The 26,048-nt window shown below is 71.2% G+C and carries 22 protein-coding genes and 1 pseudogene; 16 read left to right on the top strand and 7 right to left on the bottom strand.

The features are described from left to right. Positions 1–177: 177 nt before the first annotated feature. Complete coding sequence (locus tag ACSMTC_RS11070) at positions 178–1,140, bottom strand: FG-GAP repeat domain-containing protein (protein WP_436559491.1); 963 nt, start codon at positions 1,138–1,140, stop codon at positions 178–180. 638 nt (positions 1,141–1,778) lie between these two features. Between ACSMTC_RS11070 and ACSMTC_RS11065 the strand changes: the two genes are divergently transcribed. From ACSMTC_RS11065 to ACSMTC_RS11010, 12 genes and pseudogenes are all read left to right on the top strand, one after another. After that, entirely contained in the window at positions 1,779–2,753 is a 975-nt protein-coding gene (locus ACSMTC_RS11065) for an esterase/lipase family protein (protein WP_436559490.1), read from the top strand. Positions 2,754–2,831: 78 nt separating this feature from the next. Beyond that, a complete protein-coding gene (locus tag ACSMTC_RS11060; RefSeq protein WP_436559489.1) occupies positions 2,832–3,923 on the top strand; it encodes an amidohydrolase family protein in 1,092 nt (363 codons plus the stop codon). Positions 3,924–4,119: 196 nt separating this feature from the next. Beyond that, a complete protein-coding gene (locus ACSMTC_RS11055; protein ID WP_436559488.1) occupies positions 4,120–4,797 on the top strand; it encodes a uracil-DNA glycosylase in 678 nt (225 codons plus the stop codon). 404 nt (positions 4,798–5,201) lie between these two features. Further along, the gene (locus tag ACSMTC_RS11050) at positions 5,202–5,399 is read left to right on the top strand and encodes a hypothetical protein (RefSeq protein ID WP_436559487.1); all 198 of its coding nucleotides are present in this window, start codon (positions 5,202–5,204) and stop codon (positions 5,397–5,399) included. Positions 5,400–5,536: 137 nt separating this feature from the next. Beyond that, positions 5,537–6,481 (top strand): SDR family NAD(P)-dependent oxidoreductase, encoded by a 945-nt coding sequence (locus ACSMTC_RS11045; protein ID WP_436559486.1) that lies wholly within the window; start codon positions 5,537–5,539, stop codon positions 6,479–6,481. Next, positions 6,478–7,083, top strand: a complete 606-nt coding sequence (locus ACSMTC_RS11040; RefSeq protein WP_436559485.1) for a TetR/AcrR family transcriptional regulator — start codon at positions 6,478–6,480, stop codon at positions 7,081–7,083. Before ACSMTC_RS11045 ends, ACSMTC_RS11040 begins: the two co-directional genes overlap by 4 nt. Before the next feature lie 298 nt (positions 7,084–7,381). Further along, a pseudogene (locus tag ACSMTC_RS11035) lies at positions 7,382–7,579 on the top strand (uracil-DNA glycosylase); the annotation flags it as partial. 524 nt (positions 7,580–8,103) lie between these two features. Continuing rightward, on the top strand, positions 8,104–8,526 hold the full coding sequence (locus ACSMTC_RS11030) for a hypothetical protein (RefSeq protein WP_436559484.1): 423 nt from the start codon (positions 8,104–8,106) through the stop codon (positions 8,524–8,526). Positions 8,527–8,701: 175 nt separating this feature from the next. Next, on the top strand, positions 8,702–9,691 hold the full coding sequence (locus tag ACSMTC_RS11025; protein ID WP_436559483.1) for a hypothetical protein: 990 nt from the start codon (positions 8,702–8,704) through the stop codon (positions 9,689–9,691). A 69-nt stretch (positions 9,692–9,760) separates the two neighbouring features. Continuing rightward, positions 9,761–10,183: a hypothetical protein gene (locus tag ACSMTC_RS11020; protein ID WP_436559482.1), complete on the top strand. Its 423-nt coding sequence runs from the start codon at positions 9,761–9,763 to the stop codon at positions 10,181–10,183. Positions 10,184–10,602: 419 nt separating this feature from the next. After that, positions 10,603–11,799, top strand: a complete 1,197-nt coding sequence (locus ACSMTC_RS11015; RefSeq protein WP_436559481.1) for a hypothetical protein — start codon at positions 10,603–10,605, stop codon at positions 11,797–11,799. Positions 11,800–12,112: 313 nt separating this feature from the next. Continuing rightward, a complete protein-coding gene (locus ACSMTC_RS11010; RefSeq protein WP_436559480.1) occupies positions 12,113–14,185 on the top strand; it encodes an AfsR/SARP family transcriptional regulator in 2,073 nt (690 codons plus the stop codon). Here the strand turns inward: ACSMTC_RS11010 and ACSMTC_RS11005 are convergent. Continuing rightward, on the bottom strand, positions 14,161–15,822 hold the full coding sequence (locus tag ACSMTC_RS11005) for a C40 family peptidase (RefSeq protein ID WP_436559479.1): 1,662 nt from the start codon (positions 15,820–15,822) through the stop codon (positions 14,161–14,163). The two genes, ACSMTC_RS11010 and ACSMTC_RS11005, sit on opposite strands and share 25 nt — an antisense overlap. Before the next feature lie 384 nt (positions 15,823–16,206). Between ACSMTC_RS11005 and ACSMTC_RS11000 the strand changes: the two genes are divergently transcribed. The 3 genes from ACSMTC_RS11000 (at position 16,207) to ACSMTC_RS10990 (ending at position 19,536) form a co-directional block, all read left to right on the top strand. Continuing rightward, on the top strand, positions 16,207–16,719 hold the full coding sequence (locus ACSMTC_RS11000) for a hypothetical protein (protein ID WP_436559478.1): 513 nt from the start codon (positions 16,207–16,209) through the stop codon (positions 16,717–16,719). Positions 16,720–17,128: 409 nt separating this feature from the next. Then, positions 17,129–18,151: a glutamine synthetase gene (glnII, locus tag ACSMTC_RS10995; protein ID WP_436559477.1), complete on the top strand. Its 1,023-nt coding sequence runs from the start codon at positions 17,129–17,131 to the stop codon at positions 18,149–18,151. A gap of 251 nt (positions 18,152–18,402) precedes the next feature. Next, complete coding sequence (locus ACSMTC_RS10990; protein WP_436559476.1) at positions 18,403–19,536, top strand: M48 family metallopeptidase; 1,134 nt, start codon at positions 18,403–18,405, stop codon at positions 19,534–19,536. Positions 19,537–19,608: 72 nt separating this feature from the next. On the opposite strand, the gene cobC is transcribed toward ACSMTC_RS10990, so the two are convergent. From cobC to ACSMTC_RS10970, 4 genes are all read right to left on the bottom strand, one after another. After that, positions 19,609–21,096 carry an Rv2231c family histidinol phosphate aminotransferase CobC gene (gene cobC / locus ACSMTC_RS10985; RefSeq protein WP_436559475.1) on the bottom strand — a complete coding sequence of 496 codons (1,488 nt, stop codon included), beginning with the start codon at positions 21,094–21,096 and terminating at the stop codon, positions 19,609–19,611. A gap of 197 nt (positions 21,097–21,293) precedes the next feature. Then, positions 21,294–22,454: an FAD-dependent monooxygenase gene (locus ACSMTC_RS10980; protein ID WP_436559474.1), complete on the bottom strand. Its 1,161-nt coding sequence runs from the start codon at positions 22,452–22,454 to the stop codon at positions 21,294–21,296. 151 nt (positions 22,455–22,605) lie between these two features. After that, complete coding sequence (locus ACSMTC_RS10975; protein WP_436559473.1) at positions 22,606–23,007, bottom strand: hypothetical protein; 402 nt, start codon at positions 23,005–23,007, stop codon at positions 22,606–22,608. Between the two features lie 60 nt (positions 23,008–23,067). Continuing rightward, entirely contained in the window at positions 23,068–23,436 is a 369-nt protein-coding gene (locus ACSMTC_RS10970) for a hypothetical protein (protein WP_436559472.1), read from the bottom strand. Between the two features lie 245 nt (positions 23,437–23,681). On the opposite strand from ACSMTC_RS10970, the gene ACSMTC_RS10965 reads away from it, so the two are divergent. Further along, a complete protein-coding gene (locus tag ACSMTC_RS10965; RefSeq protein ID WP_436559471.1) occupies positions 23,682–24,761 on the top strand; it encodes a Scr1 family TA system antitoxin-like transcriptional regulator in 1,080 nt (359 codons plus the stop codon). 12 nt (positions 24,762–24,773) lie between these two features. On the opposite strand, the gene ACSMTC_RS10960 is transcribed toward ACSMTC_RS10965, so the two are convergent. Further along, positions 24,774–26,030: a hypothetical protein gene (locus ACSMTC_RS10960; protein WP_436559470.1), complete on the bottom strand. Its 1,257-nt coding sequence runs from the start codon at positions 26,028–26,030 to the stop codon at positions 24,774–24,776. Positions 26,031–26,048 lie beyond the last annotated feature (18 nt).

The raw sequence follows: 26,048 nt of genomic DNA, 5'->3' as shown, positions 1-26,048 counted from the left end.
TCCGCCGGCTGTGACCGGTGACCGTGACCGCCGGCCGGATCCGGAGGCGGCGGCACGGGCGGGACGGGGCCCGGCCAGGGCCTCTGCCGCATCCGTTGCGGCATGAGGTCCGGGCCGGGCTGCGCCACGTACCGCTGCGGGGTCGGCATGGGAGGCCGACCCCGCAGCGGCGGCCGACTAGTCGGCCAGCAGGCGGTAGGTGTTCCAGCCGCCGCCTATCCGGACGGGGTTGTTGAACGGGTCGTCCGAGTTGCCGTTGCCCTTGTAGAAGTAGAGGTTGCCGCTCCTGTCGCGGGCGAGCAGATCGGCCAGGCCGTCGCCGTCCATGTCACCGGTCGAGACCAGCTTGTCGTACCGGTCCCAGCCGCCGCCGATCCTGGTGCGGGAGTCGAACGGGTCCGTCGTGTTGCCGTTGCTCTTGTAGAGCCACAGCACACCCGACTTGTCCCGCGCGACGATGTCCGGCCTGCCGTCACCGGTGAGGTCGCCCACGCCGGTGATCTGGTCGTAGATGTTCCAGCCGCCGCCGACCTTGTGGCGGTCGGTGAGCGTTCCGTCGGAGTAGGCGAAGTACTCCCACAGGTTGCCGTCCCGGTCGCGGCCGATGATGTCGGCCTGCTTCTCACCGCCGAGGTCACCGGGGGACAGTACGGTGTCGTAGATGTTCCAGCCGGGGCCGACCCTGGTGGCTTCGGTGGCGCCCTGGGGGGTGAAGTACAGGCTGCCGTCGTCCCACAGGTAGTAAGTCCCGTCCCACAGGCGGTCCTTGTTGTTGTCGACGTCCGCGGTCGTCACGAGGTGCTTGAAGACGTCGTCCTGGGAGCCGTCGAACTCCAGCCGGCGGTCGTTGAAGTTGCCGGTGCCGTCGGGCCAGTAGCGGTAGATGCTGCCCTGGTAGTCGATGCCGATGAGCCCGAAGATCGGCGTGTTCTGGGGGTTCGTCGCGGCCCGCGGTGCGGCCAGCTGAGCCGGACCGGAGGCGGCCTTCTTCTGGTGGACCTTGGCATGCAGCTGGGACAGCTTCTGGCTCGCGCTCTGGAAGGGCGAGGGGGCGGCCGCCGAGGCCGTTCCGCCTGCCGCGCCCGCCATGGTGGTGGCGAGCACGGCGGTCGCGAGTCCGCTCAGGACGCGCTTGCTCACTCGTCCGGTAATACCGGTCACGTAACTCTCCCCTTATTACGCAAAGAGGGCGGTGCTCGGGATGAGCTGATCCGCTGGCCCGTGATCTCTTCACGGGCGTGTCGTATGACAGCCGACCATAGGGGTTGGTTGTGCTGGGGGTGAAAGAAATATCGAAGAGTTCCCGAGGGGGGTGGGGGAGTCTTCACCCTCGGGCTTCGACGGCGAACTTGTCTCTGTAGAGGGCGGGTTGAGTGTCATCCCGGCTGTCGGGGGATGTGCTGAAGGGTCGACACAGTCGGGCTTAATCGGGTGAATTCGCTCTTTCAGGGCGTGCTCTGATTGTGATTTTTCGGCAGCCTCAACCTCTACATCTCTGTAGAGGAGTAACGCTGGCGAATTTCCGGATCACGGGATGTCACCGGGGGTGAAGGTTGTTCGGCGGGCTGTCCGGTGGGCCGGACGTCCGCGGCACCGCCGATCCGTGCGGGTGCCACTTCGTGTGAGATGCCTGGGCAAGGCGTTGACTCCGCAGTAACTTGCCGGTCAGTCAGGCAGTTCACGGCGTGAGCCCCAACTCGCGTCGGCTCGGGACGGGTTCGGTCGGCGGGACCGGCCGGGCCGGGTCCAGTGCCTCCACCCCCACCCCGGAGGAAGTCGTGCCCGCAACCCCCACACGCTCCACCCTGCCTAGAAACCGTCGGCTCGCCTCGCTGGCGACCGGCTTCGCCCTGCTGGCCGCGGCGCTGGTCGGCGCCACCGGCCCGGCCGGGGCGGCGACGCCGGCGAACGCCCCGGCGACGTCCGCGAACGCCCCGGCGACATCACCGCGCACCGATCCGGTGGCCGCCGCCCAGGCGCTGGCCGCACCGGGCGTACCCGGCGCCAACGACTGGTCGTGCAAGCCGAGTCCGGCCCATCCGAGGCCGGTGGTGCTGGTCCACGGGACCTTCGCCAACGGCACGGTGAGCTGGAACACCATCGCGCCCGCGCTGGCCGGGGACGGCTACTGCGTCTTCGCGCTCACCTACGGCGCGGTGCCCGGCGTCCCCCTGCTGCGGGCGGTCGCGCCGGTGGCGGACTCCGCACAGCAGCTCTCGGTGTTCGTCGACGGCGTGCTCGCGGCGACCGGCGCGGGCCAGGTCGACATCGTCGGCCACAGCCAGGGCGGGATGATGCCGCGCTACTACCTGAAGTTCGACGGCGGCGCGGCCAAGGTGCACACCCTGGTCGGGCTGGCCCCGAGCAACCACGGCACCACCCTGGACGGGCTGTTCACCCTGGCGAAGTCCTTCCCCGGCGCGCTCGACCTGATCGGCGCCGGCTGCCCGGCCTGCGCGGACCAGGCCGTCGGCTCGGACGCGCTGAACCGGCTCAACGCGGGCGGCGACACCCTGCCCGGGGTCACGTACTGGGTGATCGCGACCCGGTACGACGAGGTGGTCACGCCCTACCAGTCGCAGTTCCTGAGCGGCTCGGGCGTGCACGACGTCACGGTCCAGAACCTGTGCCCGACCAACATCCCCGGCCATCTGCTGATGATCGCGGACCCGGTCGTGCTGCACGAGGTCCGGCACGCCCTCGACCCCGCGCACGTGGCGGAGGCCGACTGCCTGGCCAACTTCACCGGCTGACGGGCGTGACCACGGGCCGCCCGGGAGATTCCGGGCGGCCCTCCCGCCGGCGGTGGGCGCGTCGCTAGAGTTTCTCGCATGAGCGATGGCGCGGTGCTGCACATCAGGGGACGGGTGCTGGTCGGGCCCGAGGACGTCCGGGACGAACTGTGGGTCGTGGACGGCCGGGTGAGCTTCGACCGCCCGGCGCGGGCGAGTGACGTCCGTACCGTCTCCGGCTGGGCGATGCCCGGTCTGGTGGACGCGCACTGCCATGTCGGCCTGGACGCGCACGGCGCGGTGGACGAGGCCACCAGCGAGAAGCAGGCGGTTACCGACCGCGACGCGGGCACGCTGCTGATCCGCGACGCCGGCTCCGCCGCCGACACCCGCTGGATCGACGACCGCGAGGACCTGCCCCGGATCATCCGGGCCGGCCGCCACATCGCCCGCACCCGCCGCTACATCCGCAACTACGCGCACGAGATCGAGCCCGGTGACCTGACCGCCTACGTCGTGGCCGAGGCCCGGCGCGGCGACGGCTGGGTGAAGCTGGTCGGCGACTGGATCGACCGCGAGCGCGGTGATCTGGCCGCCTGCTGGCCCGGGGACGCACTGCGTGAGGCGATCGCCGCCGCACACGCCGAGGGTGCCCGGGTGACCGCGCACTGCTTCGCCGCGGAGTCGCTGCCCGATCTGGTGGCCGCCGGGATCGACTGCATCGAGCACGCCACCGGTCTGACCGAGGAGCTGATCCCGCTCTTCGCGCAGCGGCAGGTGGCGATCGTCCCGACGCTGGTGAACATCGCGACCTTCCCCAAGCTCGCCGACGGCGGTGAGGCCAAGTTCCCGGCCTGGTCCGCGCACATGCGGCGGCTGCACGAGCGCCGCTACGACACGGTCGGCGCGGCCTACGACGCGGGGATCCCGGTCTTCGTCGGCACGGACGCGGGCGGGTCGCTGGCCCACGGGCTGGTCGCGGACGAGGTCGCGGAGCTGGTGAAGGCCGGGCTGCCGGCCACCGCGGCGCTGTCGGCGGCGAGTTGGGGAGCCCGCGAGTGGCTGGGGCGGGACGGGCTCACCGAGGGCGCGTCGGCCGACCTCGTGGTGTACGCGGAGGACCCGCGAGCGGACGTCCGGGTGCTGGCCGACCCGCAGCTGATCGTCCTCAGGGGCCGCGCGATCGGCTGAGGCCGCTCTCCGCGCTCTGCTCTTCGCTCTCCGCCCTCCGCCCTCCGCCCTCTGCGGCGCGCCTTCCGGCGCCCTGTACCGCGCACCCCCCGCCCCGGAAGCCCCGGAAGCGCACCCGGATGCCCGGGCGGCCGGCCCGGTCCGGCCGCCCGTGATCCTGGGCGGAGGGGGCCCGTTGGGCCGATAGGGTGGCGGTATGGCACCGCGTCCACTGAACGAGATCGTCGAACCCGGCTGGGCCGAGGCCCTGGAGCCGGTGGCCGGGCGGGTCGCCGCCATGGGTGACTTCCTGCGCGGCGAGCTGGCCGCAGGCCGTACGTATCTGCCGGCCGGGCCGGACGTGCTGCGGGCCTTCCAGCAACCCTTCGACTCGGTAAGGGTGCTGATCGTCGGCCAGGACCCGTACCCGACGCCCGGGCACGCCGTCGGGCTGAGCTTCTCGGTGGCGCCGCACGTCCGCCCGATCCCGGCCAGCCTGGTCAACATCTACCAGGAGTACGGCCGCGACCTGGGTTTCCCGCCGCCCTCCAACGGCGACCTCACACCGTGGACGCAGCAGGGCGTCCTGCTGCTCAACCGCGCCCTGACCACCGCCCCGGGCAAGCCGGCCGCGCACCGGGGCAAGGGCTGGGAGGAGGTCACCGAGCAGGCGATCCGGGCGCTGGTGGCCCACGGCGGTCCGCTGGTGGCGATCCTGTGGGGGCGCGACGCCCGTAATCTGCGTCCTCTGCTGGGGCAGGTGCCCGCAGTCGAGTCGGCCCACCCGAGCCCGATGTCGGCGGACCGCGGCTTCTTCGGCTCCCGCCCCTTCAGCCGGGCGAACGAGCTGCTGGCCCGCCAGGGCGCGCAGCCCGTGGACTGGCGCCTGCCGTAACGCTTTCAGGCTCCCGTGCCCGAAGGAATCGAGCTTGGACCTGACGTTGTGTCACTACTCTCCGCCACGCTCTTGGAAAGCGTGTTGGGGGCAACCCCTCACGAGTTCGAAGCTCGTATCCTCCGCCAGCTCAAAGGGGCTGCACCGTTCGACGGTGCAGCCCCTTGGGCGTTCCCAGTCTCATGAGCAGTCTCAGCGACCGGTTTCCGGAGGCTCCGCCCGGTCGTCCGCGTCCTGCTTCGCCACCTGTCAGATGAGGAGCGCCGTCACGGCCCTCGCCACGGTGGCCAGCGTAATGGCCACCTTCAAGTAGTTGGTGAGGGCGGTGAGGCAGGTCCTCACCGCCCTCACCTGAGGGCGCGCCCGGCGACGAGCTCCGGATCGATGTCGACGCCAGGCGCGGATTGCTGGTGATCATCGGTGGGGCGCTCGCCCGCGGCATCCTCGTCGAGCGTCTCCAGGAGATGGCCGAGCTCGAGGACGACGGCTACCTCCACCTCGACGACGTGTCGAACTTCGTCGGTGCCGAAGGATCGGCACCGCTGATCGTCATCGGTTCCCTCGGCGGGATGCCACTCCGGGTGGCATTGCCAAGTAGGTGAGTTGGGCCCCTGCCGCCGGGTCGTTCACGGTCTGCGGGCCCGCGTGTCAGATGCGGTTTCGTCGCTCGACGTGAAAGCGAACCATGGCATGTTACGGTACTGAGTACCACTTGGGACTGGATGCCGAGGAGCCTGCCGTGGATAGCCGGACCATCGTGTTGACCGGCGTGACCCGTGGTTTCGGCCGCGAGTCCGTCGAGTTGCTGATCCGGGAACGGCCGCAGGACCACTACGTCGTGCTGGCTCGCCGCGGCGGCGAACGCCTCGCTGCGGAACTCGCCCAGGCCACCGGCGCTTCCGAGGTCACAGGCGTGGACTGTGACCTCGCTTCGCTCGCCGAGATCAGGCGGGCGGTGGAGGAGATTGTGCGTGGGCTCGACACCGGGTACCTGCCGCCGCTCGGTGGCTATCTCGGCAACGCAGGCCTGACGGTCACGACGACCGAGAAACGCACCACGGACGGGTACGAGATGACCTTCGGGGTCAATGTGCTGTCCCACTACCTGCTCGTCAGGGAGCTCCTGCCCCGGTTTACCGGTCCTGGTTGGGTCGTGCTCACCTCGAGCGACTGCCACTTCGGGCAGTTCCGCTACACGCTCGGCGCCACGCCGCCGCCGCGCTGGGAGACGCCGGAACGGATGGCCACGCCTCGTGCCGGTGGCGCGCGGGAAGCCGGGCGGGCGTACGCGACCAGCAAACTCGGCGTCATCTACCTGACCCACGCGCTGGCCCGCCGCCTGCCCGAGAGCGTTGGCGTCTACTCCTACAACCCGGCGCTCGTCGCGGGCACCGACTTCTTCCGCCACGCCCCGGGGCCCGTGCGGGGCGTGCTCAACGGATTCTTCCAGCTTCAGCGATTCCTCGGCCGGGGCATGACGCCGCAGCAGGCGGGGGCGCGGCTTACTGAGACGATCCTGACCGGGCTGACCGCCCGGACCGGGTCCTACCTCGATCGCGGCCGCAACGTCCCGTCGTCGCCAGAGTCGCACGACGAGGCCCGCGAGGAGGAGCTGTGGCGCGAGGCCGCCCGCCTTGTCGACGCTGACCGCAGGGCGGGACGGGCGGATATCCTGGCCGAATGAGCACGAACAAGGTTCCGGTGGACTCATTGCGGGACCGCAAACGCCGCCAGACCCGGGAACGGATCATCGAGACGGCCTTCGCGCTCTTCATGGAGCGTGGGTTCGATGTCGTCACCGTGGACGAGATCGCCCAGCGGGCCGAGGTCGGCCGCACCACCTTCTTCCGATACTTCGGCGACAAGCAGGAAGTCGTCTTCTCCACCGAGGACGACTTCCTGCGCGCGCTCACCACGGCCATGCACGATGCGCCCACCGAGCCGCTCCAGGATCTCGCGCAGGCACTGACCGCATCTCGGCGGCTGCTGCTCGTGGTCTGCACCGAGGCCGCCCGCAACCCCAGCCACTACGCGGTTTACCACCGTCTGGTCAAGCAGCACCCCGAGCTCGAAGACCGCCACACCCGCAAGACCCGGCACTACGCCGACCTCCTCGAAAAGCATCTGATCGACCACGGCACCCCGCTGGCCACCGCCGTCCTCGCCGCCCAGTTGACCGTCGCCTGCTACCAGGCGGCGTGGCGTCTCGGCAGCCACGATGCGACGGCGGTGCTCCGCGAGGCGAATGACGCCTTCGACCTCCTGCTGGGCTCCACCGCCGCATGACCGGCGGACTGGCCTGGCCTTCGCCCGGCCGGGACATGCGCAACCTCACAGCGGGCTCGACCACCAGTCCAGCACTCGGGCACATACAGTTCCCGATCAATCAGCCGAAACTCCGCCACGGTCAATCCCCTCCGAAATGCGGAGACCTTCCTATGCAACCAGCCCCTCGGTGAGGCTGGCTCCGTGGTTGCGTTCGTAGTCGATCGGCTCTTGAAGCCGCACACGCTGTGTAGCCGCCGCGTGTTCTAGCCCCAACTGGCCAGCGTGGTCTTCGCGACCTCGGCGACGGTGTTGCCGGGGCCCGCTGGTGGCGATCCTGTGGGGCCCTCCGGCGCGCAGCCTGCGCCCTCTGCTGGGGTAGGTGCCTGCAGTCGAGTCGGCGCATCCGAGTCCGATGTCGGCGGACCGGGGCTTCTTCGGCTCCCGTCCGTTCAGCCGGGCCAACGAACTGCTGACCCGTCAGGGCGCGCAGCCGGTGGACTGGCGACTGCCGTAACGACACGTCCGCACCGACCCGGAGCAGGCAGTCCGGGTTCTGGGCGCCACGCCGATCCTGCCATACGCGTGCGCGCATGAGCTCGATCCGGGGATGGCTGGTCAGCCCGGGGGACCGGCGCCACCGTCACCCCGCTGCGCCTCGCGCCGGCCGACACCGTCTCCGCCTCCCCAGCCTGGTTGCAGGCCTCGGTGTCTCCTGCGGGAAGCACCGAGGCGCCAGAGCGTGGCGACGCCTCCGGGGCCGGGCCGGTGGTATCCGCCGGCGCGTGTATCCGAGGAACTGGTCGCGGCAGGGCTCAGGACCGGGGGCGCGTGCGGTTCTCCGCCTGTGTCGGCAGGCCGAGAACCGCGCACCCCTCCCAGTGGGTGCGGCCGGAGCGACTGCGGGGGCTGCAGGAGCCCCGCCCGCCCGCGTCACCCGGCAGACGTGACGCCCGAGATACGGCGCTGTTACGGCTCCTCGCCAGCATGGTCCCTGTCACGGACGCCGGAGGTGCCGGTGTCCCGGATGGGAGAGACAACGTGCGCATCAGGAAGCTCCTCGCAGCGGCCACCGTGGCCGGTACGGTCGCGACGACGGCACTGGCGACGGCCGGCAGCGCCTCGGCGTTCACCCGCGACTGTTGGGACGGCCAGGTCTGCCTGTACTACAACTCCAGCTCCTACGGTTACGGTGCCGTCTTCGTGCAGACCGAGAGCATCGGCAACTACGGGAGCCCCGACGTCAAGTTCTCCGGCGGTAACAACGGCAGCAGCGGCGCCGGTGTGTCGGTGAAGAACCATGCGGCCGCAGTGGACAACCGCTGGGGCGGGTCGTTCATCGTCTACTACAACAGCGGAAACGACTGCAGCGTCGCCTGCCAGACCATCCCGATGCACAGCCTCGTGGACCTGAACGGCGACCTGAAGAACAACAACGCGGCGGGCGAGTTCATCGGGGTGTGACCCGATTGGCCCCGGCCTCGATGGCAGATGTTCCGGGCCACCCCCGTGGCCGCGTCTGCCGTCAGGCCGCCCGCGGTCCGCAGCGGTCTCCGGCCGTGCCCCCGCCCTGGCCGGAGATGCGGCGCACCCGTTCGATCAACCAGCCGCGCTCGTCCTCCCGAAAGAGATCCCGCCAGTGTCCAGCCGCTTGCCCCGTACCGCCGTGCTCCTGCTCGCCCTGCCGCTGCTCCTGGCCGGTTGCGCGAGCGGCGCCACCGGCTCCCACCCGGACGGTGACGCACGGTCGAGTGGCCAGGCCGGCGCCCGGACGACCGCGACACCGCCACCCCTGGTGTCCACTCCGCCGGTCCTCGACTCGGCGAACGACCGGCCACTGCCGCTCGACGGCTACCTGCTCAACCGGGACCAGCAGACCACGGTCGAGGTGGCGCAGCAGAAGTTGATCGTCAGCTGCATGGCGCGCCTCGGGTTCACCTACGTGCCCCCGGCGGGACCCAGACCGCCACGTGACAGCGACGCTCCCACCACTCGGATGGATTCCCGATACGGGCATCAGAACGCCGAGTTGATGGCGAAGTGGGGCTACCACCCGGAGGGCGGGAACCCGGCCGGTACGGGCGTGAAGCCGAGCAGCCAGCCGATGTCCCAGCAGATGACGACCGCCATGGAGGGGACGTCCGACCCCAACGAGAGGTTCGGTTCCGGCGGTCAGGTCTTCAACGGCCGGCAGGTGCCGGACCACGGCTGCATCGGAGCCGCGGACAAGCAGCTGACCGGCGCGGTGGACGGCCTGGTGGGCGACGCGCAAGTGGCCACCGACCTCAAGTTCGAGACACTCAAGGACTCCCAGCACGACGAGCGGACCCAGGCGGTCTTCGCCCAGTGGTCGCACTGCATGAAGGATGCCGGCTTCGACTACCCGGATCCGCTGGCGGCGGTGGGTGACCCGCAGTGGCGCAAGACTCCCACGGCCACGCCCTCCGAGCTACGGGTCGCGACCGCCGACGCGGCCTGCCGGCACAAGTTCAACGTGGTGGGCGTCTGGTACGCGGTCGACGTGGCCTACCAGCAGGGGGCGATCGCCGGCCACGCCGAGGCCATGGCCAAGGCCAAGACCGACCTGGAAGCCCTGACGAAGGCCGCGACCCAGGCCATGGCCGACTGACCCGTCGCGGTCGCCGGAAGTACTAGGGACGCCGGAGGACCGGCGCCCCGGGAGAAGGGAGCGCACATCATGCGTATCAGGAAGCTCATCGCGGCTGCCGCCGTCGCCGGTGCGATCGCGACCACGGGACTGGCGACGGCCACGAGCGCGTCGGCGCTCACTTTCGACTGCACCACGGGGCAGGTCTGCCTGTACTACAACTCGGAGGCGTACGGCTACGGCGCCTACTACGCGCAGAACTCGGACATCGACAACTACGGGGACAACGGCCTCGCCTTCAGCGCGGGCCACAACGGCGGCAACGGCGCCGGGATCGCGGTGAAGAACCACGCCGCGTCGGTGGACAGCCACTGGGGCGGCGAGTTCGTCATCTACTTCAACAGCGGATACGACTGCAGCGTCTCCTGCCAGACCTTTGGCCCTTACCAGGCCGCGGACCTGATCCCGTCGATGAAGAACAACAACGCGTCGGGCAGGTTCTTCGGGGCCTGAGCCGACACGACCGCGGTCGGCACCACACCGGTGAAACCGACTCCGTACGGCGCGACTGCCCGTCCTCCCCGCCGAGGACGGGCAGTCGCGCCGTTGCGTTCCGGGGGAGAGGCGGAAAGTTATGAGGCGCTTCCTGGTAACTCATGTAACAATCTGACTGACCATCATCACATGCTCGACACACGCTGCCGTCGGTCGAGGGGGTTGCGGCGGCTTCGGGCAGCCGGCGTTACCGGGGCGGCGGAGCACAGGGGGGCCGGAGATGTTCGGATCGCACATGGTCGGCGGCGGCGAGGTGGCCCTTGTCCCGTAGGCCACGACCTCTCGACCCCAACGATGGCCCACTGCAAGCGTTCGCGTACGAGCTGAGGTGTCTGCGGCAGGGGGCTGGGAATCCGAGCTACCGGGCACTCGCGGCCATGGCGGGCTTCAGTGCCACGACGCTCAACGACGCTGCCGGTGGCGTGCGCAGGCCCACGCTCGAGGTGACACTGGCGTACGTCGGCGCGTGCCGCGGCGACGTCAAGCTCTGGGAGAAGCGCTGGTACGCGCTCGATCGCCAGCTCGCCGGCAGCACCGGAGTCGATGCGCGGGTCCAGCCCGGTATGCCGGTCCAGCCCGCTACGACCGCCGAGCCGGATGCGCGGGTCCAGCCGTCGCAGCCCCAGGCCTCTCGGATCGTCCCGGCGGTGATCGAGCCGACCGAGGCAGACGCCGAGGAGTGCTGCCCGGTGGCGGAGATGTCGCGGAAGCAGGGCTTCGGATCCGAACCGGTTGGCGACGACGAGTCGGGCGCACCCCGCCGGCGCTGGTGGTGGTCACGGGCGGGGCTGCCCGCCGCGGGCGTCGCCTTAGTGCTGGTGTTGACCAGCCTGCTCGTGGTCTGGCAGCGCGCGGCGGGCGAAACGAACGAGGTTGCCGAATCGGGCTGTCCGGCCAGCCCGGCCGGCGGGACGACGTTCCAGGGCACGACTTACATAGGGTCCACCCGGGTCCGCAGCGGCGCCAGCCGCAGCGCGGCGGTGATCGGCGAGATCTCGCCCGGCTGCAGACTCCACTTCGTCGGCTTCTGCGTCGGTGACGTGGTGATGGACGACACGGGCGGAACACCCGACGCGCGCTGGTTCGAACTGAGCGGTGGCGGGCTGGTCGCGTCGGCCACGGTGCACGGCAATCCGCCCGCGGAGTTCAAGCCGGACCTCTGTCCCGGTGGGCTCCCTGTCCCCTCGTCGATCGCCCTGACGGTCGCTCAGCAATCGGGCGATCCGGAAGCCATGGACCTGCACGCCACCGGGTCCTACCTCGGCATCGTGGGGTTCGCCGCGTACTTCTCCGATGCCGGTCAGGCAGTGCCTGCACCGCGCTGGCACCAGCTCGGCCTGACCGACGTCGGCCCCAGCGGCTTCACGGTGCCCTGGCGACTCGCTAAGCCGACGGTCGATCAGGGGCCGATCCGGCTGGTCGCGGTCGCCTGTCTCGGCGGTGACGGTCCGACCGATGTAGTGGACGCGCTGGTACTGCCACCCGCGGCCCCCGCGCGGCCGCAACCGGTGTCGCTGGGCGAGGGCGAGCGGAGCGTGGCCGCGCGGACCGCCTGCCGCTACCCCACCAAGTAACAGCGCCGCACGGCGTGGCCGGGAGCGGCCGCGCCGCTCTCCCGTCCTGCCCGGGAACGCCCGTCCGTCCGGTTGTCCGGCACCGTCCGGACAACCGGATATCGCCGGACAACCGGACGGCGTCCGGGAAAGCCGGTAGAGGGTCCAGCGGCCCGCGTGTCCGCGCCGACCGCTGTCCGGAGTTGACCGACCATCACCGAACTCTGCGGGACTGACGGCCTCTCGGCACCTTAGAAAGGGGGCTGAGCGTCATCAGTGCGATCGCGAAGCGCGTCAACGCCTTCCACCATCCACGGCAGAGGAGAACAGGCGAGTGGAGTTCGGGATCCTGGGGCCCCTGCTGGTCCGCGAGGGCGGGCAGGACCGTGTCGTCCCCGGCAGCAGGCAACGTGCGCTGCTCGCGGCACTCCTGGTCCGGCACGGTCAGCCGACGTCCGCGCAGTTCCTGGCCGAGGCGATCTGGGACGGACAGCCGCCCAGGAGCTCCGCCGCCGCCCTGCGCAACTACGTGATGCGGCTGCGCAACGCCCTGGGCGGGGCGGGCGAGCGGATCCGAAGCACCCGCGGCGGCTACCTGATCGACCTCGACGAGCGGGAGCTCGACGTCCAGCAGTTCACCCTCCTCCGGGACCAGGGCCTCTCGGCACTGCGACGGCAGAACCTCGAACGCGCGGCCACCCTGCTGGACGAGGCCCTCGGGTTGTGGCGGGGATCGGCACTCGAGGACATCCCCTCGGACGTCCTGCGCCACAACGAGGCCTGCTGGCTGGCCGAGGCCCGACTGGACGCCATGGAGGCGCTGAGCGAGGCGCGACTGCGCCTGGGCGGCGACGCCCGTGCCCTCATCGCCGAACTGCGCGCGTGGACCTCCGAGCACCCGGAACGGGAGCGGCTCTGGGGCCAGCTCATGACGGCGCTGTACCGGGGCGGGCGGCAGTCCGAGGCGTTGACCGTCTACCAGCAGATGCGGCAGACGCTGGTCGAGGAGATCGGTGTCGAGCCGGGCCGCGAACTGCGCGAGATCCACCAGCGCGTTCTGCGCGGGGAGCCCGATCCGTACCGGCCGGCTCGGGCGCGCCCCGAGCCGATCAGCGCGGGATCCGGGCCTGCGACCGAACCGGCCGGCGGGTCCGCGACCGCCCAGCCCACGACCGCCCAGCCCACGACCGCCCAGCCCACGTCCCGGCGCTCCACAACCGGACAGCCCGAGCCCGCGCAGCCGAACGCCGGCCCGGGAACGGCGGCCGTGACGCCCTGCCAGCTTCCGCCGCCGCCAGCCGACTTCACCGGCCGCGTCGAGCAGGCGTCCCTGCTCGTCGACCGGCTGACCGCCGCGAACCGCCCGGCACCGTTCGTCGCGGTGATCTCGGGCCAGCCCGGAGTCGGCAAGCGGGCGCTGGCCGGCCATGTCGCGCACGCCGTCCGGTCCGAGTTCCCGGACGGCGTTCTCCACGCCGACCTGCGGGCCACGGCCGACCGGCCCGCCGAACCCGCCGCCGTGCTCGGCACCTTCCTGCTCGCCCTGGGAGTTCCCGCCGAGCGGGTGCCGACCGGCCTGGACGAGCGCGTCTCGCTCTACCGCTCGCTGCTGGCCGGCCGTCGGGTGCTGGTGGTGCTGGACGACGCCCGCGACAGCGCGCAGCTGCGCCCGCTGCTGCCGAGCGAGCCCAGTTGCGCGGCCCTGGCCACCAGTCGTCATCGGCTGCCCGACTTGCTGGAGGCGCTGCCGCTCGAACTGGACGTGCTGACCGTACCGGAGGCCGAGCTGCTCCTTCACCGGCTGGTCGGGTCGCCAAGGGGCGCGGCCGAACCGCAGGCCGTGGCCCGGGTCGTCGACGCGTGCGGCCGGCTCCCACTGGCATTGCGGATCTGCGCCGCCCGGCTCGGCGCGCGGCCCGCGTGGAGCATCGGCTACCTCGCCGACCGGCTGACCGGCGAACTGCTGCTCGACGAACTACGGGTCGGAAGCCTGGACCTCAGGGCCCGGGTGGCGGCCGGCTACCGGGCACTGGATCCGGCCGCCGCCTGGGCCTTCCGCCTGCTGGCCACGGCCGCCGACCGCCGGTTCTCGAGTGCGCAGGCCGCCCGGGCCATGGACCTGCCGCTGTCGGCCGCCGAGGAGCTGCTCGAACGGCTCGTGGACGCCCACCTGCTGGTCACCGACAGACCCGGCAGCTACTCCTGCCCCACCCTGCTGCGTGCCTTCGCCCGTGAGCAGGGCCATTCGCGGGCCCGGGTGCCGCAGGTGCCGGCGGCACGGCGGGCGGCCGGGCCGACCGTCAGCACCGCCGACCCGACCGCCGCCGGCCACGGGAACGGCCCGTGTCCGGCGGCGGTGACGAGGAGTCGACCGATGACCACTCAGCTGAGGATGCGGACGGCGTAGCTGTGGTTCCCGTACACGTTGGTGACGTGCACGCTGCTGGTGCCGCGAGGCGGGGCGGCCTCGATGATCTGGCCGTTGCCGATATAGAGGGCGACGTGGGTGGTGTTGCCCGGGCTCCCCCAGAAGATGAGGTCGCCGGCCCGGATGTCGCTGTAGGACACCCGGGTGGCCTGCACGGACTGGGCGTCGGTGTCCTCACCGATGTCCACTCCGGCGCCCGCCCAGAAGAGGTACTCGGTGAACCCGGAGCAGTCGAACCCGAAACGGTTGTAGTCGTTGTAGCCGCCCGGCGAGAGCGAGGCGATGCCGCAGCTCGGACCGCCCTTCCCGCCACCGCCCCAGGCGTAGCTGAGGTTCTGGGCGGTCTCCTGCTGGGCGAGCGCGATGATGCGGTTGATCTTGTCGCCGGCCGTGCCGGACGTGCTTCCCTGCGGGCCGTCGATCCGTCCGTGCCCTGCGGTGTCACAGCTGCCGTTGCCGGTGGTGGGGCCCGTGCCGCCGCCCGGTGCGCCCCCGGTCGGCTGGTCGTTGTCGCAGCGCGGCATGTCGGACAGGAAGCCGTCCACTCCGGTCTTGACGTAGTAGTCCGTGACCCAGAGCCCGTCGCTGGTCTTGTCCCAGATGTAGCTGCCGTAGGCGTATTCGCCGTAGGCCTGGCAGGTGATGGTGATGCTCGACCCGGCCGGGTACGTCTTGACCGCCGCGGCCGATGTCGACTTGGTCGCGCGGCCGTCGAGGTCGGTCTTGGCGGGGTAGCCGGAGCCGCTGTTGGAGGTGTTGTCGGTGCAGCGCGGCAGGCCGGGGTCGAAGCCGTCGAAGCCGGTCTTGACGTAGTGGTCCGTGACCCAGAGCCCGTCGCTGGTCTTGTCCCAGATGTTGCTGCCGTAGGCGTTCTCGCCGATGGCCTGGCAGGTGATCCGGATGGTGCTGCCGGCCGGGTAGGTCTTGACCGCGGGGGCGGAGACCTGGTTGGTCGCGCGGCCGTCCAGATCGGTCTTGGCGAGGTAGCCCGCCGAACTCGGCGGGGCGGTCGAGGAGCACTTGGGGAGGTTCGGGTCGAAACCGGAGTAGCCGGTCTTGATGTACACGTCGGTGACCCACAGGCCGTCGCCGGTCTGGTCCCAGATGGTGCTCCCGTAGGCCGACCCGCCGGTGGCCTGGCACACGATGGGCACCGACTGGCCGGCGCGGTAGGCGTTGACGGACACGACGGCCGCCGACAGATCCGGGCTCTGCCGACCGTCAAGGTCGGCGGTGGCCGGGAACCCGGAAGGGTCCAATGAGGCGTCGTTGCAACGGGGAACGTTCGGGGCGAATCCGTCGGCACCGGTCTTCACGTAGAAGTCCGGCACCCACGCGCCGTCCGCGGTCTTGTCCCAGATCGCGGAGCCGTAGGCCATCTCACCCTTGGCCTGGCAGTCGACCGGCACGGCCGCGCCCTGGAGGTACATGTTCACGTGGATGGTGTTGGCGTTGAGCGACGGCCCGTCACGGCCGTCGAGGTCCGCCTTGGCAGTGAAAGCCGTGGAGGCGGCCGCGGGGGAAGCGGCGAGGACGGGTGTCCCCAGCGCCGCGGCGGCCACCGCGATGAGCGGTGTCAGAGTGCGGACGAGTCTCGTGCGTATGAGGGTGTGCATGCCATGGTCTCCATAGGCTGGGTGCGGTGCGGTGCGGGGTGCCGGAACCGGACTCACGGACGGTCCGGGGCAGCCCGACGATCGGCTGCCAGCTGGTCGTGCAGCCAGCGGAATCCTCCGAGTGCCGCGTATCAGACCGGTCACCCGTCGGTAACCAGGCATCCGAGGCCATGAGTTGACGAGTCGTCAATGTGATGTCGGCGATCCGCGGCCGCCGTGCTCGCGGCCGGCTCCGTGCCTTCCTCCGGGCCGGCCTCGTCCGGCCTTCACTCGCAGGACCGTGGTGAGACGGCGCTGTTACGCCGGTCCGCCACGCTGGCCTGGTGATCGGGCGCGCCACGAGGGCGCGGCGCCGCAGACAAACCCGTGAAGGGACGTCAGAAGATGCGTGGCATACGTGGAACGGTCCGTCGGCTCGCCGTCATGGTGATGACCGTGCTCACTCTCGGCGGCGGACTGACGTTCGCCACCGCCGGCCCGGCCGCGGCCGGTGGTTGGGGCTGCTCCGGCAGTGAGGTGAGCGGCTCGCCATACGCGGTGAAGGACGACAACGGCAACGTGTTCAGCTGGGCTCACCTGTATTTCGACTCGTCGAGTGGCCAGAACTGTGCCGTCAATGTGAAGGTGTCCGCTCTCTCCGGGACTCCGAGCTGGACCTATGTCCACCTGGAAACGTGCGCGGAGACGTCTCCGGGCAATTGCACCGCCACCCAGGCTGACGACGACCCGAAGGACTTCAACGCGCGGTACAGCCAGTACGCTGGGCCGGTCCGTGTCAACGGCCAGGGCCACTGCATCAGCCTGTGGGCGGAGACCTACGACAACGACACCCCCAACCGCAACCACGCCTGGTACTGGAGCGGGCGGTTCGGCCCCGCGGCCTTCCACTGCGGCTGACACCGCCCTCCGGTTGCCCTCGGTGCGGCCGCTCCACTGGTGCGACGCGGACACCGGGACGACGATCGGCGGCCCGCCCGTGGACCCGACCCAGGTCGGATCGGGTCCCGGGCGGGCGGTGCCCGAAGAGTCGACCCTGCCTGCGGTGCGCTGCTGACGGTGGACCGGCGCAGGGTCCGGCGGTACGGGCCAGGCGATTTCGGCCCGGCGATTTCGGCCCGGCGATTTCGGCCCGGCGATTTCGGCCCGGCGATTTCGGCCCGGCGATTTCGGCCCGGCACGGCTGGTGCGTGAGCACGCAATCGCGGACGGTTGGTTCACATAGGCGTTACATAGGAAAAACAACCGGGAAACGGCGGCTTGCCAAGCTACACGGGCACCCACCACCCAAGCAGTGAGGCACTCCGCGATGGCGATCAAGGCCGAGTACATCTGGATCGACGGCACCAAGCCGACGGCCAAGCTCCGTTCCAAGACTCGTGTCCTGCCCAACGCTGACAAGATCCCCACCTGGGGCTTCGACGGTTCCTCCACCAACCAGGCCGAGGGCCACGCCTCGGACCGCGTGCTGGAGCCGGTCAAGGTCGTGAAGGACCCGATCCGCGGTGGTGAGAACATCCTGGTCCTGTGCGAGGTCTTCGAGACCGACGGCACCCCGCACGTGTCCAACACCCGTGCGCTGCTCCGCGAGGTCGCCGAGAAGTTCGCCGAACAGGAGGCGATCTTCGGCATCGAGCAGGAGTACACCTTCTTCAAGGGCTCGCGTCCGCTGGGCTTCCCCGAGGGCGGCTTCCCGGCCCCGCAGGGCGGCTACTACTGCGGCATCGGCGCCGAGGAGGTCTTCGGCCGCGAGATCGTCGAGCTGCACCTGGACCGCTGCATGGAGGCCGGCCTGGCCATCTGCGGCATCAACGCCGAGGTCATGCCCGGCCAGTGGGAGTTCCAGATCGGCCCGGTCGACGCGCTGACCGTCTCCGACGACCTGTGGATCGGCCGCTACCTGCTGTACCGCACCGCCGAGGAGTTCGGCATCGACGCCACCCTGGACGCGAAGCCGGTCCGCGGTGACTGGAACGGTGCGGGTGCCCACACCAACTTCTCCACCAAGGCGATGCGCGAGGGCTACGACGCGATCATCACCGCCTGCGAGGCGCTCGGCGAGAGCCAGGAGAAGGTCCTCGAGCACGTCACCCAGTACGGTGCCGACATCGAGTCCCGCCTCACCGGCAAGCACGAGACCGCCCCGTGGAACGTCTACAGCTACGGCGTCTCCGACCGCGGTGCCTCGGTCCGCATCCCGTGGCAGGTCGAGGTCGAGAAGAAGGGCTACATCGAGGACCGCCGCCCGAACGCCAACGTCGACCCGTACGTGGTGACCCGCCTGCTGGTCAACACCTGCTGCTCCGCCCTGGAGAAGGCCGGCCAGATCTGATCCGGCCCCGAGCCGACCGGGCCCGCCGGGTGCCTCCCCTTCTGGGGAGCCGCTTGGCGGGCCCTTCTCGTCACCTCCCTTCTCGTCACCGCCCTGCCACCGCGCCGGGGACCCACCCCCGCCGGGCGGCTCCGAAGGCCGGGCACCGCCGTCCGCCACGGCGGGCGCGAACTCCCGCCCCGGCCCGCCGAGATGCGGCCCGCCCCGGCCCGCCGGGTGCCGAGGAACCTCCGCGCTTAGGCTTGACGGCCATGGACGACTTCACCCCGGAACAGGTGGCCAGAGGCCGGGCACTGCGCCGCGCCCAGCTGCCGTGGGCCCTCGGCGGCCGGATCGCCGGGCTGCTCTGCACCCTCGCCCTCGGCCTCACCCCGGCCGGAGCCGCACTGGTCACGGCGGCGGGCACGGTCCTGGGCGGCTCGCGCACGGCGAAGGTGCTGGCCGGTGCGGCCGTCCTGGTACTGATCGGGCAGGCGCTGCAACTCCCGTTCGGCGCCGGGGTCCGGGTGGTCCGGAGCCGCTACGGCCTGGTCACCCAGGGCTGGGGCGGCTGGGCCGTGGACCAGCTGCGCGGGCTGGGGCTCACCCTGGTGCTCGGGCTGCCGGTGGTGTACGGGCTGTACGCGCTCACCGGGCGCTCCCCGCACGGCTGGTGGCTGCCCGCCGCCGGATTCGCCGCACTGCTCACCGTCGCCCTGTCCTTCCTCCACCCGCTGCTGATCGAACCGGTCTTCAACCGCTTCACCCCGATGCCGGACGGCCCGCTCCGCGGCGCCCTGCTCGACCTGGCCGCCCGCGACGGCATCCGGGTCAAGGAGGTGCTGGTCGCCGACGCCTCGCGCCGCACCACCGCCCTCAACGCGTACGTCTCCGGCTTCGGCGGCACCCGGCGGATCGTCGCGTACGACACCCTGCTCGCCGCCGCCGAGCCGCGTGAGGTCGAGCTGGTGGTGGCCCATGAGCTGGGGCACGTCAAGCACCGCGACGTACTCACCGGGACGGTCCTCGGCGCACTCGGCGCGGCGGTCGCCCTCGCCCTGGTCGGACTGCTCGCCGACTGGTCCCCGCTGCTCTCGGCCGCTGGCGCAGCCGACGCCGCCGACCCGCGCTCGCTGCCGCTGCTCGCCGCCTGCGCCGCGCTGATCGGCGCGGCCACCGGGCCGCTGCAGTGCGCGGTGAGCCGCCGGATCGAGACCCGGGCCGACCTGCACGCCCTCGAACTCACCGCGGATCCCGAGCAGTTCATCGCCATGCAGCGCCGTCTCGCGGTCGTCAACATCTCCGACGTCGATCCGCCCCGGCTGCTGGAACTCCTCTTCGCCACCCACCCGAGCGCCACCCGGCGGATCGCCGCCGCCCGGGCCTGGCGGCCCTCGCCCGCGTGACCCGGCGCGACCCGGCCACCCGCTGAAGCGGCCCGGGGAAGTCGACGTCAGTGAGCGGTGGGCTCCGGGATCTCAGGCGTCGATCGCGGCGGCGAGCGCGGTGAGGAAGCGGTCGGTGGTGGTCTCGTCCCGGACGGCGATCCGCAGCCAGTCCGGGCCGAGACCGGGGAAGGTGTCCCCGCGCCGTACCGCGAACCCGGCCGCGCGCAGCCGTTCGCGGACCGCCGCCGCACCCGGCAGTTCGATCAGGACGAAGGAGGCCGCCGGCTCGCCGTGCACCCGGACACCGGGGAGGGAGGCGAGCCCCTTGAGCAGATGGGCGCGGTGCCCGGCGGTGGTGTGCGCGGCCTGCTCGGCCTCGGCGAGCGCGGCGGGGGCGCTGCACAGCTCGGCGGCGACCAGGGCGGGGGTGGAGACCGGCCAGAGCGGCTGGGCGGCGGCGAGTTCCGCGATCAGGGGCGCCGGGCCGAGCACATAGCCGATCCGCAGTCCGGCCAGCCCCCAGGTCTTGGTGAGGCTGCGCAACACCACCACCCGGCCGGGCAGTTCACCGAACCCGGGCCCGGCCAGCGACTCGGTCTCGCCCGGCACGGTGTCCATGAACGCCTCGTCGATCACCAGCGTCCGCCCGGGCCGGGCGAGCGCGGCGACCTGGGCGGCCGGGTGGAGCACGGACGTCGGGTTGGTCGGATTGCCCAGCACGACCAGGTCGGCCTCCTCGGGCACCGCGTCCGGAGTGAGCCGGAACCCCTCGGCCGGGGAGAGCACCACCCGGTGGACGGTGATCCCGGCATCCCGCAGGGCCGCCTCGGGCTCGGTGAACTGAGGGTGCACCACCACCGCATGGCGCGGCGCGAGGGTACGGGCGAGCAGGACGAAGGCCTCGGCGGCGCCGGAGGTCAGCAGCACCTCCTCCACCGGCCGCCGGTGCCGGGCGGCGACGGCACCACGGGCGGATCCCTGCTCGGGGTAGGCCGCGAGGTCGCCGAGGGTGGCGGCCAGGCGCTCGCGGAGCCAGGTCGGCGGCGTGCCGGTGCGGACGTTCACGGCGAGGTCGACCAGGCCGGCGCCGCGCACCTCGGCGTCGCCGTGGTGGCGGAGATCGGGCTCGGCGCTCGTGCGGACGGCGGGCTCGGTGGTCACGTCGCGACTCCTTGCGGAAAGGGGGAGTGGGGCGGCCTGCGGTGCGGGCCGCCGGGCTATCGCCGTGGTGGCCCTGGCGGACCTGCGCTTGGGCAGCAGCAGTTCGCCGCCGGGCGCGGAGAGCAGGGCCGCCGCCTCCGCGACGCTCGGCGTACCGACCACGGCCAGGACCGAGGAGGACGGATGCGGAACGGGCACGGCGGCCAGCGCCTCGGCGTCGTGGCCGACCAGCGGTACGCCCAACTCCCGTGCCGCCGCCAGCAGACCGGGCTCCTCGGCCTTGCCCTGCACGGTGGCCAGCCGCGCGATCCGGTCACGCCCGAGCCCGGCCTCGGCCAGGGCGGCGTCGATCAGCCCGAGCACCTCACCGGGCGCCACCCCACGGCCGGCCCCCACCCCCACAACGAGGTCCCGCACTCGGACACCTCCTTCGATCCCGTCCGCTCCACCGGCCCGGGAATCCCACCACGGCCCCGCTGAGCAGGTCAATCGCGTGATCGGCGGCTGGGATCGACGGAGGCGGTCAGCCCGTCCGGCGGATACTCGGCTCGCCGGACGGACCGGGCACGGTGGCCGAAACCCCAGCAGCCGTACGGGGCCCAGTGCGGTGGGTGCTACCTCGGCGGGTGCCAGTCGATCATCGGTGCGGCCGCCCGCACCACCGTCCGCTCGGGCAGCAGTCCCGCCGCGCGCAGGAGCCCGTCCCGTACGGCCACCGCCGGTACCGAGGTGTGTGCCACCAGCCGGGCCACCTGCCGGGAGCGGGCCGCCACCGCCGTGGTGCGCGGGATCCGTGCGGCCGAGTACGCGGCCAGAGCCCGCGCCACCGGGTGAGCGTCCAGCGCATGGGCCAGTACCACCGCGTCCTCGATCGCCTGGCAGGCGCCCTGGCCCTGGAACGGTGTCATGGCATGGGCGGCGTCCCCGAGCAGCGCGGTCCGGCCCCGGTGGAAGGCGGGCAGCGGGGTGGTGAGCTCCCAGACGTCGTTGCGCAGTACGCGTCCAGGGTCCGCCGCGCCGAACAGTTCCGGGATCGGCCGGTACCAGTCGCCGAACCGCCGTAGCAGTTCGGCCCGTTCGTCCCAGTCCGCAGCCCGCCCGCCCGGCGGTACGAGCGCGGCGGCGTACAGGTACACCCGCCCGTCGGCGAGCGGGATGACCCCGGTGAGCGCACCGCGCCCCCAGGTCTCACCGATCGGCAGCCTGCCCGGCGGCGCCGGGACGATGGTGCGCCAGGTGGTGAAACCGGAGTACCCGGGCCCGGGATGCCCGGGCAGCAGCACGGCACGGCTCGCCGAACGGATGCCGTCGGCGGCGACGACCAGTTCGGCCTCGTCCTCGCCCGCCGGGGTCTCCACCCGCGCGAGCCGGTCGCCGTCCCCCGGGTCGAGCAGCCGGGCGGGGGCGGAGGTGTGGACCGCCTCCGGGGACAGCGCGGCCCGCAGGGTGTCGACCAGCTCGGCACGTGGCAGCACCACCAGCGGATCCCCGTACGCACGGTGGATCCCCTCGCTGCCGGCGGCGGCCAGTCGGCGCCCGGACGGACGGCGCAGCGTGGCCTCGCCCTGGATGCTCGCCCGTGCCCGGACCGGGTCGCCCACACCGAGGACGTCCAGAGCGCGCAGCGCGTTGGGCGCGATGCTGATGCCCGACCCGACCGGGTCCAGCGAGGCGGCCCGTTCGTACAGGTCGACCCGCCAGCCGCGCCGGTGCAGGGCCAGTGCGGCCGTCAGACCGCCGATTCCCGCGCCGATGACCATTGCCCGCCGTTCCATGGCAGCCTCCTTCACTACAGGTGTAGTGAGACCAAGGTACTACGGATGTAGTGAGCGTTGCGCGGCCGGGGAGGGCTTGGGCGCCGAAGTCGCGAGCACCCCGCCCGTGCGCCGTGGGGGTGGCGCGCGGGCGGGGTGTCCGGGGGCCGGGTCAGCCCGTTGGTCCGGCGGGCACGTCGACCCAGAACGTCAGGCGTACGGTCGTCCAGTCGATCAGGCTGCGGGTCTCCCAGAGGTAGCCGCGAGCGGAGCGGAACAGGGCCGCCGAGGTCTCCCGGGGGATCGGTGCGCCCCGGTAGCGGCAGTAGATCCGCCAGCCGGACTCCCGTCGGGCGATCCACACCTTTCGCTCCAGGAGCCGGCCGACCGTCCGGGCCAGCTCCAGGCACTCCTCCGAGGGCGGGGGATCGGCCGGTGCTCCTCCCAACATGCCTACGGCGTGCGGTGCGTCTCCGTGGTCCGTCGTCGGCTGTGCGGAAGTGCCGGAGGGCTGCAGGGGATCCGACCATGCGCCGTAGTCGGTGTTCATGAACGCGGTGGGGCGGTAGGGCATGCGGGGGGGCTCCATGGGCGAGGTTTGCTGGACCTGGGATCAACTGCTGTGTGGATCCGTTCAGTTGGTTCTTCTCGGGCCGCCGATCCACTGCAGGACGGCCTCCTCCGGGTGTGCCGCCGCGTACTCGGGCGGGAGTACCCAGCCGTACGACCGGCAGGCGGGGCAGCGCCACTCCTGTGTGCCGGTGTGGAGGTCGGTGCTCAACTCGACCTGCACGGCGCAGGATCGGTCGGGGCAGGAGGTCAGTGCCTCGCTCCGGGCACCCCGCCGGATCACCGTCGCGAGCCGCGTCACCACATCCGGCCGGGCCGCCCCGAGCTCGATCAGGGCGACACCGGACAGCCGAGCGGCTCGCCAGTCCACCCCCAGTGACGGCAGCACGATCCCGGCCATGGTCAGTGCGCCCGCCAAGTCCGCAAGTGCCAACGCCGACTCTCTTCGTGGTAGCGCAGTGTGACGTTCAATCAGGGATGACTGGCGCTGGTCTGGGCGGGCGGTGAACAGGGAGCCGGTGAGGCGCGGCACGGGGGACCTCCAGGCGCGCGGAAGCGCCGCGAGAACGGGGGAGCGGCTTGTTTTTGCCGCTCACCTAGTGTCACTCTGTGCTCGGTCGATCACCAAAGGTTGCTGCCTTACAGTTCGCAGCTGTCAAGTGGGGGTGCGTGATGGTGGTGCGCAAGCAGCAGGAGCAGCCGGATGGCGCTTCGAAGCCAGCGGAGCTCTGGGGGCGGGAGCTCCAGTACTGGCGTTCGGAGGTTCGAGGGCTCAAGCAGGCCGAGTTGGCTGCGCGTATGCACTGCGACCCGTCGTTCCTGAGCCAGTTGGAGAATGGCAGGCGTGTACCCAAGGCGCAGTTCGTCGGGCAGCTGGACAAGGAATTGGCGACGGATGGCGCACTGACGCGTCAGCTTGCGTATCTTCGGGTCGATGTCAGTGACTATCATCCGAGCTGGTATCAGGGCTACGTTGAGCTGGAGCGTAAGGCGGTGGCCATGTGGGAATGGCAGCCGTACTACCTCTCTGGCTTGTTCCAGACCGAGGCGTATGCGCGTGCTCTTTTTGCATCGGCGGGCCATAGTCCTGCAAAGGTGGACGAGCTGACAGAGGCGCGACTTGGTCGCCAGGGGATCCTGTATCGGGAGAATCCGCTGGAGCTGACGGTCGTGATGGACGAGAGTGTCCTCTGGCGTCAGGTCGGTGGCCTGACTGTCGCTGTTGACCAGTTGAAGCACTTGCTCGCGGTCTCCAGTCTCCCGAACGTGCGCCTTCATCTGGTGCCACGCGAGGCGGGGGTGATCGGCCCTGGTGAACTGATGACCTTTCTCGATCTCCCGGGCCAGCTCCGGTGGTTCTATACGGAAAATCTTAATCGGGGATATGGCACTAACAGTCAGCTGGAGGTCAGAGAGCGTGAGGCTCGATACGATCGGGCTCGCGCCAGTGCACTGTCGGTCAAACAGTCTCGTTTGTTGATTCGTCGCGTCATGGGAGAATTGATCAATATGAATCCACTTCGACAGTCCGTGAACCCATCGTCCGTCTCGTGGTACAAGGCCAGCTACTCCGCTGATGAGAACGGCAATTGCATCGAGATCAGCGCAGATCTCCTCTCCGCCGGACAGGTCCCCATTCGCGACAGCAAGGACCCGAACGGCCCGAACCTCCTGTTCTCCCGGGAAGCCTTCGCCGCTTTCCGTAAGGCCGTCGTCGCGGGCGAGTTCGTGTTCGGCGAGCGGCACGTCGCTGCCTGAGGCCCCGCCCGTTCAGATCGCGTAGTGCCAAGCGGTGAGCATGTAAGCGCCGTACCAGCAGCCGAACAGTGCCGAAGCGGCCAGGACGAGCGCTCGGGTGCCGGGCCGGGACTTGGCGAGTGCGGTCGCGGTGGGGATGAGGAAGATCAGGGCGGGAGTGAGCAGGCGGAGCTTGCAGTGGTAGTAGTTGCTCTGCCCGAGGGTGAGCACGATGATCATCGCGCCGTAGACGAGCAGCGGCGGCCAGGTGGTGCGTCGGCAGGTGAGCAGTGCGGCGACGAGATGGGCGAGCACGAGCACGGCGACGCTGACCGGCACCCAGCCGTCGCCGGTGCGGAGGGTCTCGGTGAGGAACCGCCACAGGGAACTGCCCCCGTCCCAGTGGGTTCCCCAGCCGGCCTCCTGGATGGTGAACCAGGCGTCGGTGGGGCCGACCCGCTCCGCGACCCACCACAGGTAGCCCGGGACACTGGTGCAGGCCAGCAGGGTGGCGGCCGGTGGCCGCCAGGACAGCCGCCGTTCGCGGCACAGGTGGATGAGGGCGGCCAGGGCGAGGGCGGCGATGACTGCCACGCCGACGGGGCGGGTCAGGCCGGCCAGGAGGCCGCAGAAGCCGGCGGTGAGCCAGGCCCGGCGGTGGGTGGCGAGGAGGGTGGCCGCGGCGAGGGCGAGGAAGAGGGACTCGCTGTAGGCCATGAAGAACGTGACCGACATGGGCTGGACGGCGGCGAGCAGGACGATGCCCACGGTGGCGGTGCGCCGGGTGTACAGCCGGGTCAGCAGTCGGTGCACGATCAACAGTGCGGCGATCGTGGCCAGTTGGGCGGCGAGGATCGCGGCTGCGCCCCAGTCGAGGCCGGTCGCGGTGTGAACGGCGCGGATCAGCAGCGGGTAGAGGGGGAAGAAGGCCAGGTTGTTGCCGGTGAGCCGGCCGTCGGGGGTGTAGGTGAAACCGTGCGGGTAGCCCTCGGCGGCTATCTGGGTGTAGAGCCGTCCGTCCCATGCCTGCAGCCGGTCGCCGACCGTGGGCCCGCCCGGGGGGATCATGGCGGCCAGCAGTACCAGGTGCAGTACGAGCGCCCCCGCGTACACGGCGAGCGCGGGCCAGGCCGCGTGCCAGGCCCACTGCAGTGCGGCGGGCCCGGGTCGGGCGGAGGCCGTGGCGGCCGCCCGTGGCGGGGCCGGGGGAGCGGCCGGAGGTGCGACCACGGCCGGTGCCGGGAGGTGGCCGGTCAGGTGGGCGCGGTCGTGCAGGGACGGACTGGGCATGAATGTCCTGGTTCGTCG

The sequence above is a fragment of the Kitasatospora sp. HPM-01-4 genome (assembly GCF_051374625.1).
In the GTDB taxonomy this organism is placed as follows: domain Bacteria; phylum Actinomycetota; class Actinomycetes; order Streptomycetales; family Streptomycetaceae; genus Kitasatospora.
The sequence above is the reverse complement of the archived record's forward strand: the minus strand, read 5'-3'. Positions and strand labels throughout refer to the sequence as shown.

Bases quoted from the DNA above. Each gene is read 5' to 3' on its own strand.
- ACSMTC_RS11060 (WP_436559489.1), top strand. From the start codon at position 2,832: ATGAGCGATGGCGCGGTGCTGCACATCAGGGGACGGGTGCTGGTCGGG.
- ACSMTC_RS11055 (WP_436559488.1), top strand. From the start codon at position 4,120: ATGGCACCGCGTCCACTGAACGAGATCGTCGAACCCGGCTGGGCCGAG.
- ACSMTC_RS11040 (WP_436559485.1), top strand. From the start codon at position 6,478: ATGAGCACGAACAAGGTTCCGGTGGACTCATTGCGGGACCGCAAACGC.
- ACSMTC_RS11020 (WP_436559482.1), top strand. From the start codon at position 9,761: ATGCGTATCAGGAAGCTCATCGCGGCTGCCGCCGTCGCCGGTGCGATC.
- ACSMTC_RS11015 (WP_436559481.1), top strand. From the start codon at position 10,603: ATGGCGGGCTTCAGTGCCACGACGCTCAACGACGCTGCCGGTGGCGTG.
- ACSMTC_RS11005 (WP_436559479.1), bottom strand. From the start codon at position 15,822: ATGCACACCCTCATACGCACGAGACTCGTCCGCACTCTGACACCGCTC.
- ACSMTC_RS11000 (WP_436559478.1), top strand. From the start codon at position 16,207: ATGCGTGGCATACGTGGAACGGTCCGTCGGCTCGCCGTCATGGTGATG.
- glnII (WP_436559477.1), top strand. From the start codon at position 17,129: ATGGCGATCAAGGCCGAGTACATCTGGATCGACGGCACCAAGCCGACG.
- ACSMTC_RS10990 (WP_436559476.1), top strand. From the start codon at position 18,403: ATGGACGACTTCACCCCGGAACAGGTGGCCAGAGGCCGGGCACTGCGC.
- ACSMTC_RS10980 (WP_436559474.1), bottom strand. From the start codon at position 22,454: ATGGAACGGCGGGCAATGGTCATCGGCGCGGGAATCGGCGGTCTGACG.
- ACSMTC_RS10975 (WP_436559473.1), bottom strand. From the start codon at position 23,007: ATGCCCTACCGCCCCACCGCGTTCATGAACACCGACTACGGCGCATGG.
- ACSMTC_RS10960 (WP_436559470.1), bottom strand. From the start codon at position 26,030: ATGCCCAGTCCGTCCCTGCACGACCGCGCCCACCTGACCGGCCACCTC.